General features: G+C 35.6%; 14 protein-coding genes and 1 riboswitch. Of the genes, 7 read left to right on the top strand and 7 right to left on the bottom strand.

The window, feature by feature from the left end:
• The coding region (locus RT261_RS13955) for an SH3 domain-containing protein (RefSeq protein WP_313133356.1) at window positions 1–826 on the bottom strand (826 nt) is incomplete at its 3' end.
• Between the two features lie 293 nt (window positions 827–1,119).
• Here RT261_RS13955 and RT261_RS13950 point away from each other — a divergent pair.
• Window positions 1,120–1,602 carry a nucleoside deaminase gene (locus tag RT261_RS13950; RefSeq protein ID WP_313133354.1) on the top strand — a complete coding sequence of 161 codons (483 nt, stop codon included), beginning with the start codon at window positions 1,120–1,122 and terminating at the stop codon, window positions 1,600–1,602.
• A 248-nt stretch (window positions 1,603–1,850) separates the two neighbouring features.
• Window positions 1,851–2,621 carry a GntR family transcriptional regulator gene (locus tag RT261_RS13945; RefSeq protein ID WP_313133353.1) on the top strand — a complete coding sequence of 257 codons (771 nt, stop codon included), beginning with the start codon at window positions 1,851–1,853 and terminating at the stop codon, window positions 2,619–2,621.
• Between the two features lie 145 nt (window positions 2,622–2,766).
• Here the strand turns inward: RT261_RS13945 and RT261_RS13940 are convergent, their stop codons facing one another.
• From RT261_RS13940 to RT261_RS13925, 4 genes are all read right to left on the bottom strand, one after another.
• Window positions 2,767–3,957 carry an aldo/keto reductase gene (locus RT261_RS13940; RefSeq protein WP_313133352.1) on the bottom strand — a complete coding sequence of 397 codons (1,191 nt, stop codon included), beginning with the start codon at window positions 3,955–3,957 and terminating at the stop codon, window positions 2,767–2,769.
• A 227-nt stretch (window positions 3,958–4,184) separates the two neighbouring features.
• A complete protein-coding gene (locus tag RT261_RS13935; RefSeq protein WP_313133350.1) occupies window positions 4,185–4,925 on the bottom strand; it encodes an amino acid ABC transporter ATP-binding protein in 741 nt (246 codons plus the stop codon).
• A 60-nt stretch (window positions 4,926–4,985) separates the two neighbouring features.
• Entirely contained in the window at window positions 4,986–5,753 is a 768-nt protein-coding gene (locus RT261_RS13930; protein ID WP_313133348.1) for an amino acid ABC transporter permease, read from the bottom strand.
• A 164-nt stretch (window positions 5,754–5,917) separates the two neighbouring features.
• Window positions 5,918–6,823, bottom strand: coding sequence for a transporter substrate-binding domain-containing protein (locus tag RT261_RS13925; RefSeq protein WP_313133346.1), 906 nt, complete (start codon window positions 6,821–6,823; stop codon window positions 5,918–5,920).
• Window positions 6,824–7,066: 243 nt separating this feature from the next.
• Window positions 7,067–7,249, bottom strand: a riboswitch (Lysine riboswitch).
• 273 nt (window positions 7,250–7,522) lie between these two features.
• On the opposite strand from RT261_RS13925, the gene RT261_RS13920 reads away from it, so the two are divergent.
• A complete protein-coding gene (locus RT261_RS13920; protein WP_313133344.1) occupies window positions 7,523–8,638 on the top strand; it encodes a hypothetical protein in 1,116 nt (371 codons plus the stop codon).
• Between the two features lie 133 nt (window positions 8,639–8,771).
• On the top strand, window positions 8,772–9,818 hold the full coding sequence (locus RT261_RS13915) for an FAD:protein FMN transferase (protein WP_313133343.1): 1,047 nt from the start codon (window positions 8,772–8,774) through the stop codon (window positions 9,816–9,818).
• Between the two features lie 157 nt (window positions 9,819–9,975).
• On the opposite strand, the gene RT261_RS13910 is transcribed toward RT261_RS13915, so the two are convergent.
• Together RT261_RS13910 and RT261_RS13905 are read right to left on the bottom strand one after the other, a co-directional pair.
• Window positions 9,976–11,190, bottom strand: a complete 1,215-nt coding sequence (locus RT261_RS13910) for a 6-phosphofructokinase (RefSeq protein WP_313133342.1) — start codon at window positions 11,188–11,190, stop codon at window positions 9,976–9,978.
• Window positions 11,191–11,372: 182 nt separating this feature from the next.
• Window positions 11,373–12,668, bottom strand: coding sequence for a glycosyl hydrolase family 18 protein (locus tag RT261_RS13905; RefSeq protein WP_313133341.1), 1,296 nt, complete (start codon window positions 12,666–12,668; stop codon window positions 11,373–11,375).
• A gap of 213 nt (window positions 12,669–12,881) precedes the next feature.
• Between RT261_RS13905 and RT261_RS13900 the strand changes: the two genes are divergently transcribed.
• The 3 genes from RT261_RS13900 to RT261_RS13890 form a co-directional block, all read left to right on the top strand.
• Window positions 12,882–13,028, top strand: coding sequence for a hypothetical protein (locus RT261_RS13900; protein WP_313133339.1), 147 nt, complete (start codon window positions 12,882–12,884; stop codon window positions 13,026–13,028).
• Window positions 13,029–13,129: 101 nt separating this feature from the next.
• Window positions 13,130–14,158, top strand: coding sequence for a threonine aldolase family protein (locus RT261_RS13895; protein WP_313133338.1), 1,029 nt, complete (start codon window positions 13,130–13,132; stop codon window positions 14,156–14,158).
• A gap of 271 nt (window positions 14,159–14,429) precedes the next feature.
• The coding region (locus RT261_RS13890; RefSeq protein WP_313133336.1) for a hypothetical protein at window positions 14,430–14,611 on the top strand (182 nt) is incomplete at its 3' end.

Here is a 14,611-nt window from a genome sequence, read left to right as displayed (position 1 = left end):
TGTTTGATCTTGTGGAAGAGTTACCGGATGAAGTTGAAGAGGAGCTGCTTGAGGATGAATTGCTTGAAGAAGCATTGCTATATCCTGAATTTGAACTGCTGCTATTAGAAACACTACTGCTTGAATAAGTTGCTCTATTATTAGCTTCTTCTTGTGCTCTTCTTACTGCTTCTTCTCTTTCTAATCTTGCTTTTTCTTCTTCAATGGACTCTGCTTCTTCAAATTCAGTTCTTAAATCAACATAATCCTCTGAAACATATCCTATTACATCAGAATCAATTGATACCTTTACCCATCCATCTAATTCTTTTTTTACCATTAGTTCTTCTTCGATAGGAACTAAGGTCAATACAATTGAATCCAAATCAGGTTTTTCTCTTACTTTTAAAGTTGTTGTATTAACTGTTGCTATCCTTTTTCCGACTTTCTCTGCAAGTTCTTTCACTTCATCACCTGTAGTTAGGAACTCGGCTTTTATGTACCCGGTAACGGATCCTGATTCTACTTTATACCAACCGTTTTTTTCTGCAACTACAGTTGCAGCTGAATCATTATATAATTTACCTAAAATCTTACTGCTTTCATTGGGTTTACGTCTGATATTAACATAATTTGTTACGTTTGCAATACCAATATTTTCAAACTCAGCAGCTGAAGTTAAATATTTATTTATATATGTAATATCACTGTCACTTTGATAAAATTCATCAAGTATTACATCCATCCCTGCTATAGGTATTTCTGCCGCTTGCGTAACAATTGTCCTTCCTGCAAATGCCACAGTTCCAATTAGACAACATGTAGCTATTCTTCCTATTCTTCTCATTTATTGGCCTCCGTATATCATTACGTTATGTTCTAATTAATTTGTTACGAATTTATTAAATTTATTACAAACTTATTATAACAATACTCTCAGAAGCTTTTCAATGGCTAATATATGGTAATAAAATGCTTATTGATATATCATTTATCTACGTTTCTTTTTTATGGCTATACTGGACGGTCTCGTTAATTTTATGAAATAAATAAATTTTTTACTTGACATCAACTATTAATAGTGTTAATTTCTAATTAATAGGTAATACCTTTTACCTATTAATTAGGAGGACTTTTATTATGGCTTATCAAAATCACATGGATTACTTAAGAAGAGCAATTGAAATTTCAAGGAGAGCCCGTGCAAATGGAAATACTCCATTTGGAGCTCTTTTAGTAGACAAAGATGGCAGCATTATTATGGAGCAGGGCAATATTGAAATTACAGAAAAACTCTGTACCGGTCACGCGGAAGCCACACTGGCAGCCCGTGCATCCCATGAATATCCAAAGGATTTCTTATGGAACTGTACCCTTTATACAACAGCTGAGCCTTGTGCAATGTGTTCCGGAGCTATTTACTGGGCTAATATTGGCCGCGTAGTTTATGGTATGACAGAGCGCAGATTATTACAACTTACTGGGAGTAACCAGCAGAATCCTACATTCGACCTACCATGCCGCGATATATTCTCAAAGGGGCAAAAAGATATCACCGTTCTGGGCCCTTTTCCTGAAATTGAAGAAGAAGCAGCAAAAGTACATGAGGGTTATTGGATTTAGAAACTAACATATAAAGATAGGCAGTTTCAAAATGTTCTTAGCTTGAGTTTCTGCAAAATGCTATGGCTGAATATAAAACTGCAGAAAATCAAGAAGTTTAAAGATTGACATTTATTTTTACTTAACCTATACTAATGTCACTAGCTGAATTTAAACAAAGCTGGTGATATTTTTTTGCAGGGCTTTTGCCAGCCCATAACCATCTGTTTTCATTGGTGGTAATATTTACTACGAGGAGGTATAGGAACTTGGAAAATCTTCATATAAATGTCATGTCACTTTCTGAACAGGCCAAGGATAAAATAAGGCAATATATTTCCACTATGGATCTCGAAAAAAGTAATAAATTGCCTCGAGAAGAAACGATGGCAAATCTCATTGGCGTCAGCCGCATTACTCTCCGTACCGCATTAAATGACCTTGCCTGTGAGGGCATTATCCTTCGCCGTCAAGGTAAAGGAACCTTTGTAAATGTTGATTCTTTAAATATAAATGTAAAGTTTAACCCCGTTATGGAGTTCACTGATATGATTCGCAACAGCGGGTATCGTCCTTCTGTACAGTTATTGGAAATCCAATTTGTATCAGCCAAATCAATTGCAGCTGAATTGCAACTTTCAGAAAATGACAAGCTGGTAATGTGTGAAAAGATATTCTTTGCTGATGAAAATCTCTGCGCTTACTGCATAGATTATTTTCCACTGACTGCAATTGGCGGTGAAGAAGCCTTTGATAATTTCTCTAATTATCAAAACTCAGTTTTTACTTATATTTATGGTCATTCCGGTCATAAAATAATCTGGGATAAAGTAAAAATAAAAACTGCAATCGGTGAAGATATTCCTAACCTATCCAGCCGTATTTCAGATAAAAATATAAACAATAAGCCCTTCTTATTATTAGAAGGTGTTAATTATGATGATCATGATACTCCTCTTGTATATGCAAAAGAATATGTTGATACGGATTTTATACAGTTTAGTATGATACGCCAGCGAAATATCAATTATTCAAAATAATCTAACACGTAACTTGTTCCGGTTTAACCTAAGCATGACAAGGCAATGATAAAATGCTTCGATGCAACGGCAAAACTTAAGGTAATCTCTTCTCTGAGTTTCCTTCCAGTCGCCAGTTGTGCCGAAGCATTGTTTAGTTTCATAATTATTTGATTTTTAATATCTTTCTTCCGATTCCTACAATTGGCTTATAAAAAATGCCTTCCATTTCCTTACGGACTGCTTTTAACTCTTTTCTAATAGTAATGTGTTGAGGGCAGTGGCTTTCACATTTGCCGCATTCTATGCATTGGGATGCATTTGCCGGTTTTTCTGACATGGCACCTAAAGTTTGCATATATTTCCACCAAGCCAATTTACTACCTAATAAAAACTTCTCATTATAACTGGAAAAACAGCCTGGAATATTTACACCGGCAGGACAGGGCATGCAATAACCACAGCCGGTGCAGGGAACTTTTGTTAATTCCTGCATTACTGCCTTCACTTTTTCAAAAACGAGTAATTCTTCTTCCGTAAACGAATCCGCTTTTGCATAACTTGCAATTCTGATATTATCCTCCACTTGCTCTTCTGTACTCATACCGGATAATACAACGTTAACCGCCTGATGGTTCCATACCCACCTGAGTGCCCATTCAGCAGGAGAACGATCCTTATCATAACTTTTGAAGGTCCTAAGCACTTTTTCAGGCAGACTGTTAACCAATCTTCCTCCCCTGAGAGGTTCCATAACAATTACCGGTATTCCAAGACTTGCCGCCAACTGTAACCCTGACTTGGTGGCCTGGTTATTTTCATCCATATAATTATATTGTATTTGACAAAAATCCCAGGGGTAGGCCTGTACAATATCTTCAAAGTCTGTTTTACTTCCGTGGAAGGAGAACCCAATATTCTTAATGGTTCCTTCTTTTTTCAAGTCTTCAAGCCATTCCAAAACACCAAGGGCTGCCATCCGGTCAAACATAGCTTTGTCCGTTAGCATATGTAAAAGATAATAATCAATATAATTCGTTTGCAGTTTCTCTAGTTGAACCGCAAATATCTTTTTGGCATTCTCTAATTTTTTAACCAAGAATGGGGGAAGTTTAGTAGCAATTTTCACACGTTCCCGATATCCCCCAGATAGTGCTTCTCCCAGCAAGGATTCGCTCTTTCCGTTATGATAAAAATAAGCGGTATCAAAATAATTAACACCCTTTTCTATAGCATCCCGTATCATGGCAATGGCTCTGGGCATATCAATATTACCTCCCTTGACAGGAAAACGCATACAGCCAAAGCCTAAAACAGATAATTGATCTCCGTTTTTTTGATTCACTCTTGTTAACATAAATCCCTCCCCGCAGTTCTTAACACACATATAAGTTAAGTTAGAGTATACATGAAAGAAGGCATAATTTCTATATTAATTTAAAATCAATTTTATTTCACTAGATAAATAAAATATAAAAAGACCATAACTGACAAAAGGAAGGAAAAGCTATGAATTGCAGCCCTTTCTCATCATTCTTCATTATGGTCTTTCTATATTATATAAACTATATGTTTTTAGAAATATTATTCCTGGTTTAGTACACGGCTTAAGAAAGCTTTCGTACGCTCTTCTTTTGGATTATTAAATATCTGCTCCGGTGTTCCTTCTTCCGCAATAACTCCTTTATCCATAAATACCACACGATCTGCAACTTCTTTTGCAAATCCCATTTCGTGAGTTACTACTAACATAGTTAATCCACTTTCTGCAAGTTCTTTCATTACCTTAAGCACCTCACCTACCATCTCGGGATCAAGTGCTGAAGTAGGTTCATCAAATAACATAACATCCGGTTCCATAGAAAGTGCTCTTGCTATGGCTACTCGCTGTTTTTGACCACCGGATAACTGTTTTGGCTTCGCATTCACATATTGATCCATCCCTACTAATCTTAAGTATTTCATGGCAATTGTTTCAGCCTCTTCTTTTGAGCGCTTTAAAACTGTCATTTGACCAACTATACAGTTGCTTAGCACATTATGGTTATTAAATAAATTAAATTGCTGAAATACCATGCCTAGCTTGGTTCGGTATGCATATATATTATGTGTATCACTTAAAATATCAACACCATTATACATAATCTTTCCACCACTTGGTTTTTCTAATAAATTAACACAACGAAGCAGCGTGGATTTTCCTGATCCTGAGGAACCAATAATACAAACCACCTCACCCTTACTTACAGAAAAATCAACATCTTTTAAAACTTCATGGCTACCGAAAGATTTGTTCAAATGCTGTATATCTATTACTTTCTCCATTATAACTTTCCTTTCCAAATTCAATGTAAAAATCAAATAGCACGAGGTATCACTGGATTCTTATTTATTCTCTGTTCTACGAATCAGATCCTCCGGTCTTTCTACCTGCATTTGATTTGCTATCATAATGTAGTTATCAGGGCCATCTATTTTTCTTTCAATAAAGCGCAAGATTCTTGTTATTGTAAATGTCATAATTAAATAAATAATACAAGTTATAAAGAAGGTTTCATAATATCGGTAGTTGATACCTACAATGGAGCTGGTTTGAAAATACAGCTCAGTAACAGATATTACGTTAAGTACGGAAGTATCTTTTATATTAATTACAAATTCATTGCCCGTTGCTGGTAAAATATTACGAACAACCTGAGGCAGTACAACCTTGAACATAGTCTGTACGTGATTCATTCCAATGGCCGCTGCCGCTTCAAATTGACCTTTATCAATAGAAACAATACCACCGCGAACAATTTCAGACATATAAGCTCCGGTATTAATGGACACGATAAAAATTGCTGCTACAGTTTTATTTAAATCAATTCCAAATGCCTGTGCAGAACCATAATAAATAACCATTGCCTGAACAATCATCGGTGTTCCCCGGAAGAATTCCACATAAAAAGATAAAATACCATTTATGATTTTTATAAGTACTTTTTTAAAACCTCTTTCCGGAACAGGAATAGTTCTGATCAGTCCCACTAGCAGGCCAATAACAGATCCTACAATCGTACCAACCATTGATATATAAAGTGTAGTACCGGCACCACGTAAAAACATCAGCCAGTATTTTGAAAATATATTTATAATTACATTAAGGCTCATTATAACAACCTATACCTTTCTAACTAAATGGAGCTACCCATCTATTTTATAATTGTTACATTTCATATGTTAAACTTTTTATTCTTACGCAAATTGCGCATCCTTAGTAAGTAATTTACCCTTCCATTGAAGTAGTCTTTCCTATAAAAGTAGTCTTTTCTATATTAATCAGCAGAAGGTTGATTTATAATTGCATTATCCATGATTTGAGTACGTTCCTCTTCGGAAATACCTGCAAGTATCTCATTAATCTTAGCTGTTAAATCGCTTCCTTTAATTAGACCAACTGCAATTGCGGTATCTTCATCTGAGGTTACAAAACCATCTGTAAACTCAACCATAACTAAGTTTTTATTTGCAGCAGAAGCGCTAATGCCTTCCGGACGTTCAGAAACGTAACCATCAATTATTCCAGCTTCCAATGCTACTCTCATTGCCGGAAAATTCTCCATAGCAGTTTGTTTTTTAACACCTTCAATCTGTTGAATTACCGTATAATGAAAAGTGTTAAGCTGTGCTGTGATTTTTGCTCCTTTAAAACCCTGTATGGAAGCAGCATTTTCAAATGCTCCACCTTTTTTAACTACCATAACCAAGTTAGATTTATAGTAACTATCAGAGAAATCAATTACTTCTTTTCTTTCAGCAGTTGGAGACATACCGGCTAAAATAGCATCAATTTTTCCTGAATTTAGAGCAGGAACAAGACCGTCCCAATCGGTTTTAACAATAACCAATTCTTTACCCAAACCTTCTGCAAGCTTTTTGGCTATTTCAACGTCATATCCACCTGCATACTCAGCATTACCTTCTATCTTAACAGCATCATTGGAGTTGTCCAATTGTGTCCAGTTAAAAGGAGGATATCCGGCTTCCATACCTACTCTAAATACATCTTTACTTTTCTGATCCGTTCCGGTTTGTGTATCTCCTTTATCCTTTTCTCCCTGTACCTCAGTTTCATTAAGTCTATCATCTGTTTTAGTATTTTCACCATTCTTGCCACATGCTGTAAAAAACATTGTCATGGATAAACACATTGCTAATAGTATACACATTCTTTTCTTCATTAAAATCTCTCCTTTTATTTTACTGATTTGATTTATAGATTTTCCATCTCATCCACTATTTTGCTTTTATTATGCACTTACCGGCTAATATTTATATTCGTAAATTTTTATTAGCATTTCTTATTCAGTTAAGTGCCTATTTTCAGCAGAGTGTTTTGTACTTTGTGAGGTTTTCAATAAAAAAAGACCTGAGATGATCTCAGGCCTAACATACAAATTTACCCTAATCCCTCTACAATTCTCAAATGAGATAGCACAACTCAATAAACTGGGGTGTCTATTGAGACAGTCCTGCAGCTCTTAACTGCAGACCCAGCAAATAATACAGAGGGTATTATAAGCTTCGGCAATATTTCCTTCTCCTTAGAATCATAGCTTCCTCACGCTCCTCCAAGGACTGTTAAATATTGCGCCTCTACCTCACTCGCTAAAGTGAGGTTTCTATTTAATTATATTGCATATTCTACATCATCCCTTAATAACTGTCAACATAGAAAATGTATTTTATAATATTCAGAATGTTAATCCTTCTACAATGTTAATTTCTTTAAAATCCTGCTACAGCTTTTCAACGTTTGGTTTATAATAATTTTATATATTTTCGTATAAAAAGTATTGAATTATCTTCCATAGCATGGTATTATCATAACATAAATATTGTTAAATATTTATCATAATTATCATTCTATGGAGGACAATATGAAAAAATTACTTATTTTAGTTATGGGCCTTGTATTAGTTATGGGGGCATTCACAGCGTGTAAATCGAAAGACGCAGAGGAAACAGATACAAAGACAGAAGTTGAAACAAAAGATGAAGAAAAGACAGAACCTACAACAGAACCAACAGAAGCACCTACAGAAGCACCTGAAACAGTTTCAAATGCAGCAGGTGTAAAAACAGGTTTAGCAGTTATTACATCCGCTAAATCATCCAAAGATGCAGGTGATTCAGATGGTACAGCTCAGGCAGATTCAACTGCTGCAGCAGTAATAATTGACGAAAACGGCGTTATCGTAAACTGTGTCATTGACGTTGTTCAAACCAAAATAGGCTTTTCAAAAAATGGTGAAGTAACCACCGATTCTGCAGCACAATTTATATCCAAACATGAACTTGGTGACGATTACCAAATGAGAGGTGCTTCCAAAATTGGCAAAGAGTGGAATGAACAAGCAACTGCTCTTGCAGAATACATAATTGGAAAAACAATTGATGAAGTAAAAGGCATCGCTGTTGATGAGAATAGTTATCCAGCAGCTGAAGATTTAACAAGTTCCGTAACAATGAATATTGGTTCTATGCTAGGTGCAGTTGAAAAAGCCGTTGCTAATGCACAACCATTAGGAGCTTCTGCAAGTGATAAATTAGGTTTAGGAATTATATCCGAACTTGGACATAGTACAAAGAATGCCGGCGATGAAGATGGTGTAGCACAGGCTTATACCCATTATGGTGTTGTTACATTAGGTACAGATGGTAAAATTACAAGCAGTATTATAGATGCTTCTCAAGCAAATATTTCTTTTTCTAAAGAAGGAAAGATTACTTCTGATTTAGCTGCTTCCTTTCAGACTAAAAATGAGTTAGGTGATGGATATGGTATGAGAACAGCATCTAAAATCGGTAAGGAATGGAATGAACAGGCTAAAGCATTTACAGATTATATTGTAGGAAAAGCAATGAACGATGTTACAAGCATTGCTATCAGTGAAGAAGGTACTCCTACTTCCGAAGATCTTACAGGATCTGTTACTGTGGGAATTGGTAGTTTCTTAACTGTAATTGAAAAAGCTTGTACAACTGCCAAATAATAAGTTAATTTGAGGCTGTCGCAAAACATTACTGTCATTCTGAGAGAGTTTTTAGCTGGCTTAGCTGAATTCCATGCTCAGAATGACTGTTTTGCAACAGCCCTTTTTTAATGTCTCAAGGGAGTTAATCAATTTGACAAAAAAAATAATTACTATCTCATTAATTTTAACCATCCTTATTACTACCTCTTCTTGCAGTGCAAAAGAGCAGAAAAAATATAGTGCTCAATTTCTGGAGCTGTTCAATACAATTACTGAAATTGTTGCATATTCGGATTCAAAGGAGGAGTTTTCTACCTTTGCCCAACTTATTTATGATAATTTAGAAGAATATCATAAGCTATATGATAAATATAATGATTATGACAACATAAATAATATAAAAACCATTAATGATAACGCTGGTATTAAACCTGTTAAAGTGGATCAGCGAATTATTGATTTATTGCTTTTTTGTAAAAATCAATATCAGTTATCGGAGGGCAAGGTGAATATTGCTATGGGTTCCGTACTGGAGATATGGCATGAATATAGAGAAGATGGAATCAATAATCCGGAAAGTGCATCATTACCGCCTATGGAGCAATTAGAAGCTGCAAATTTACATACTAATATAGATAATCTAATCATTGATGAAGTTTCTTCTACTGTTTACCTTTCAGATGCAAATATGAAACTGGATGTTGGCGCTGTCGCCAAAGGATATGCAACGGAACAGGTAAGCCAGATAGCAAAGGACAAAGGTTATAAGAACTTTCTATTAAGTGTTGGCGGAAACGTCCGCTCCATGGGAACAAAAGGGCCTAAAAAAGAACCTTGGAGTGTGGGAATCCAAAATCCTGATAAACATTCAGAGAAAAAAAGCCTTTATACCCTAAATCTGAAAAATTTATCTCTGGTATCCAGCGGCAACTATGAACGCTATTATACCGTGAATGGAAAGATTTATCACCATATTATTGATCCTGTTACACTTATGCCTTCCGAATATTTTACAGCTCTATCCATTGTCTGTGAAGATTCCGGTTTGGCAGATGCGTTATCAACAACTATATACAACATGCCCTTTGAAGAAGGCAGCGCATTAATTGAAAGCTTAGAAGATGTAGAAGCTTTATGGGTATTCCCTGACGGTGAAATGAGATATTCAGAACATTTTGAAGAACTTATAAAACAATAATAATAAAAATACCAAACAGCCTAATAAAGATAAGCAAATGCTCACCATATGGCAAACAACTATACTATGTAGCTGTCAACCATATGGGAAGCATTTGCTTATCTTTATTAGACTGTTTTTATTTTATTCTATATTTATTTATATTTAATCATATCTGCTATCTTCTTAAGATTTTTCCTGCCAATGGTGCCCGTAACATGCTTGCAGTTGGCATATTGGAACCTAACAGAGGATTCAGATAATGTCTAAAGGCCTCTGTCACATTGTTGCCTCTTTCATTAATAAATTTATCCGGCATCAATTTTGTTTTAGCCGCAACCTCCAATAAAGGGGCCATCTTATAGTCGACAGAATAATCACCGGTTCTATTGATTGCAATGGAACCATCCACATTATGCCATATAGCAAATTGAGCTGCCTTCTCACCAACTTCTCTTGCTTCATGCTGATCTACATCGGAAACACAGCCCATAAAAGATCTCTGCAAATAACCCAGGGTATCTGATCTTACCCTTTGAATATTTAATTTATTCTTTATCTGCTGAGTGAGAAGATCTCCTAAGGCTCCTGTACCGGATAATTGCATATTTCCATGGGCATCTACCTCCTGATTAATCAGTTTAGTAACAATGGGGATTCCATTTTCGTCTTGTATGCCTTCTGAAACCGCAATGAGACATCTTCCATATTTCTGATATATTTCATTTACGTCGTGTAAGAAATTCTCCATAATAAAAGGTCTTTCCGGGAGATAGACTAAATGTGGTCCATCATCCGGATATTTTTGTGCAATAGCAGAGGCTGCAGTTAAAAAGCCTGCATTTCTTCCCATTACAACACCAATGTGAACCCCCGGTAAGGCACGGTTATCTAAATTTAGTCCGATAAATGACTGTGCAACAAATTTTGCTGCTGAACCGTATCCCGGTGTATGATCATTCATCATTAAGTCATTATCAATGGTTTTTGGAATATGAATAGCCCGGAACTCATAATCTGATTGTTCTGCCTGTTGATTTACAATTCTAACGGTGTCAGCAGAATCATTCCCACCAATATAGAAAAAATAACGTACGTCATGAGCTTTAAAAACATGAAATATTTCTTTGCAATAGGCTTCATCCGGTTTTTCTCTCGTTGAGAATAAAGCAGAGGAAGGGGTGATTGCAACTTGTTCCAGATTATGTGTTGTCTCTTGTGTTAAATCAAGAAAGTCTTCATTAATAATACCGGAAACTCCATTAATTGCTCCATATACCTTAGTTATTTGATTGAACTTTCTTGATTCCAGAACAACCCCAACCAATGATTGATTAATTACAGCCGTAGGGCCCCCACCCTGTGCTACAACAACTTTTCCTTCAAGCATCATATATAGCTACACTCCTTCGTTTATTAATAACTAGTTCCATTCTATTTCCAGTGGAGCTATTTGTCAATTAAAAAAAGTGATTTGCCATAAAAAGTGCAATAAATAACAATATAATAGCCTTTATAGTGACTATTATAGAAATAACTTTCTAATTGTTTTACATTTCACTAGCCAATCGTGAATTATAGTACTTTTTGAACATTATACAACGAATTTACTACAAGCCACATCTGAGGAAAGAAGTTCATAATCTGCCATATTCCGGCACCACTTAATTGATATTCATTGATCAGACGGAATTTTGCTTCCATACTTCTCGCATCATCAAACCATACCACATGAGCAACTCCTTCGGAATCTGTATAATAATAAAAAGGTGCCTGTGCTTCTTCATCAAATAATATGGTTGCTCCGTACTGAACAGCACGTTTAATTGCTTCTACATTGCTAAGGGTTTCTGCTGCTGTTTGACCTTTTATAAAAGGTAATTTCCAATCATAAGCATAATTGGGAATCCCCATAAGAATCTTATTATTATCGATCTCTGATATTCCATATTCTAATACACGACGGATACTTGGTATAGGTGCTGTCGCCATAGGAGGGCCGTAGGTATAGCCCCATTCATATGTCATTAAAAGCACTTTATCAGCTATCGCGCCAATGCTGGGATAGTCATGTGCCTCGTATAAAAGACCTGCCTGCTCTGCGGAAATTTTAGGTGCCAACGCTACCATTAAACTAAGCCCCTCCGGTTCTAGCCTATTCTTAAGATTTCTGATGAATTGAATAAATAAATCTTTGTCTCCCGGTAATACGAATTCAAAATCCACATCCATACCTACATAGTTTTTTGCTTTCATGGTAGATACTAGATTATCAATTAATTGATTCTGCACTTCCGGATTGGTAAACATAGTATGAGCTAGTTCATTGCTAAAATTTCCTTCCGGTGTCATAGGTGCAAGAACCAGAATAGGTCCTACGCCATAATCTCTGGCAGTCGCAATTAGTTCTTCGTCATCAATAGGAATTAATTCACCTGTTGGAGTAAATCCATAAGCAAATAAGTACAAATACGTTAAAAATGGAAGGGTTTTTCGTAAGACTGCACGGTCAATAAATTGATAAGCATAGCCACCAATCACAATATTACCTAGTTTATTTCTTTCATCCACCTCTTCAAATTTAATCACAATTGTCTGCCCTGGAACTAAATAGCCAAGTTCCCCGATACGGGGATTATTTTGTAGTATCTGATTGGGAGTGACCCCATAAGCCTCTGCAATCCCATATAGACTATCTCCCTCTTCTACGGTATGAATAACTTCTGCATGCTGAACTACGATACTCTGCCCTACCAATAGATTTTCCGGATTTGGCAGTTCATTATCAGTAATTAATCGTTCTGGTGTAACATCATATTGGTTCGCTATCGAAGTTATTGTCTCTCCTGGCTGTACCACATGTATAGTCATAAAGCCTCCATGCTTAAAAAAGAAATTTTTATAATTAATATATGCACGCAAATAATGATGGTGAAGTGAAATGTCCAAAATATAAAAATCTTACATAATCCAGATACTTTTGATGAACAATAATAATGAGTATAGATTATTATTTTATTCTCCAATATCTATAACTTCATAACCAATTAAATATAATATTAAATCAATAAAATGGAGGTCTTTATGAACAAGGCAAAGACAGAAAAACAACAACAGAAAAAAGAACTTGAGCATTTTAATAATGTTACTCATAAAACTAAAATAGAGAACCAGAACCAAACCCATAATTCTGTAAAAGAAGGAATCGGACCCATTAATCAAAAAAAATAATTATCACTCTTCATGTAGTATGTTAAAATAAATAATGTTATAATACAAAAGAAAATAATAAATCCGTGAAAATGGATTTATATAAAGGAGATATCATTAATATGTACAGTTTTATGAATGATTATAGCGAAGGAGCTCATCCTCGCATACTAGAACTGCTATCAAAGTCAAATTTTGAACAAAATACCGGGTATGGTGAAGATATACACAGTAACAATGCAAAGAGCTACATTAGGAAGCACCTAAAAAATGAAAATGTAGACATTCATTTTATTCCCGGTGGTACCCAAACAAATCTATTAGTTATCTCTTCCTTTTTAAGACCTCATCAATGTATTATTTCGACAGAAACCGGTCATGTTAATGTCCACGAAACCGGAGCCATTGAAGCAACCGGCCATAAAGTAGTAACTGTTCCGTCCAAAGATGGGAAAGTAACTCCTTCTGCCATCGAACAAGTTTTAAACGATCATTCTGATGAGCACATGGTTCAGCCCAAAATGGTATATATATCCAACTCAACTGAATTAGGAACCATATATAAGAAAGAAGAATTAACTGCTCTGCACCAAATCTGTAAATCAAAAGGATTATTACTATTTCTTGACGGTGCCCGTATCGGTTCTGCTTTAACAAGTGAGACAAATAATCTGGAATTATCCGATATTGCAGGCCTAGTTGATGTCTTTTACATAGGAGGTACCAAAAATGGTGCATTACTTGGAGAAGCATTAGTTATCTGCAATAAAGAATTAAAAGAAGATTTCCGCTATCTAATAAAGCAAAGAGGAGCATTAATGGCCAAAGGTTTTGTAGCCGGAATTCAGTTTGAAGCTTTATTTAAAGATAAACTATTTTTTGAATTAGGTGCACATGCAAATGAAATGGCCAACCGGGTTGCTTTGGTCTTAAAAGAATGCGGTTATTCTTTCTATACAGAACCATGCACAAACCAACTATTTCCCATCTTGCCAAACAGTTTATTAGAGAAATTATCCAAAGAATTCATATTCTCTATACAGTTCAAGATAGACGGTCAAAGCACTGTCATCCGCTTCGTAACATCCTGGGCAACTACTCCGGAAAGTGTTGATGCCTTGACTAATTTCTTCAGAATGAATTCTAAATAAAATTTAGTTTAACAATAGTGCGCTTCGCCCAATATAAAATATCAAACTATCAGTGTATAATTATAGTATTAAATTAGATACTATTTTTATAAGTAATTTTAACTTTACAAAAACACAAGATGGTATAACTCACTCGAGTTTTTTATCCTTCAAATAATGTAAATTGTTTCTTTATCATCCTGATTATTCAGTAGAATGGGACCCTTCTCTATCACCCTCTTTTTTCTATTGCATATATTATAATGTAATATTAAACAAAGAGGTAACCCTATTGAATTATACTTTTTTTAATGAAAATGAAGATAGGAAAGATCAGGTAGAGGCAGCACAGAACGAAGAAAGACGTGGCGGTCCTAGCGGTCCTGGTTTCAGTCCAGGCGGTCCTAGTGGTCCTGGTTCTTCTCCCGGTCGTCCCGGTGGTCCTGGTCCTTCTCCCGGTCGTCCCGGTGGTCC

This window comes from Anaerocolumna sp. (assembly GCF_032079385.1).
Lineage (GTDB): Bacteria > Bacillota > Clostridia > Lachnospirales > Lachnospiraceae > Anaerocolumna.
The sequence above is the reverse complement of the archived record's forward strand: the minus strand, read 5'-3'. Positions and strand labels throughout refer to the sequence as shown.

Coding starts and splice junctions, on each gene's coding strand:
- RT261_RS13940 (WP_313133352.1), bottom strand. CDS start 3,957: ATGTTAACAAGAGTGAATCAAAAAAACGGAGATCAATTATCTGTTTTA.
- RT261_RS13905 (WP_313133341.1), bottom strand. CDS start 12,668: ATGACTATACATGTGGTACAGCCAGGAGAGACAATAACTTCGATAGCG.
- RT261_RS13895 (WP_313133338.1), top strand. CDS start 13,130: ATGTACAGTTTTATGAATGATTATAGCGAAGGAGCTCATCCTCGCATA.
- RT261_RS13950 (WP_313133354.1), top strand. CDS start 1,120: ATGGCTTATCAAAATCACATGGATTACTTAAGAAGAGCAATTGAAATT.
- RT261_RS13920 (WP_313133344.1), top strand. CDS start 7,523: ATGAAAAAATTACTTATTTTAGTTATGGGCCTTGTATTAGTTATGGGG.
- RT261_RS13930 (WP_313133348.1), bottom strand. CDS start 5,753: ATGAGCCTTAATGTAATTATAAATATATTTTCAAAATACTGGCTGATG.
- RT261_RS13910 (WP_313133342.1), bottom strand. CDS start 11,190: ATGATGCTTGAAGGAAAAGTTGTTGTAGCACAGGGTGGGGGCCCTACG.
- RT261_RS13935 (WP_313133350.1), bottom strand. CDS start 4,925: ATGGAGAAAGTAATAGATATACAGCATTTGAACAAATCTTTCGGTAGC.
- RT261_RS13900 (WP_313133339.1), top strand. CDS start 12,882: ATGAACAAGGCAAAGACAGAAAAACAACAACAGAAAAAAGAACTTGAG.
- RT261_RS13925 (WP_313133346.1), bottom strand. CDS start 6,823: ATGAAGAAAAGAATGTGTATACTATTAGCAATGTGTTTATCCATGACA.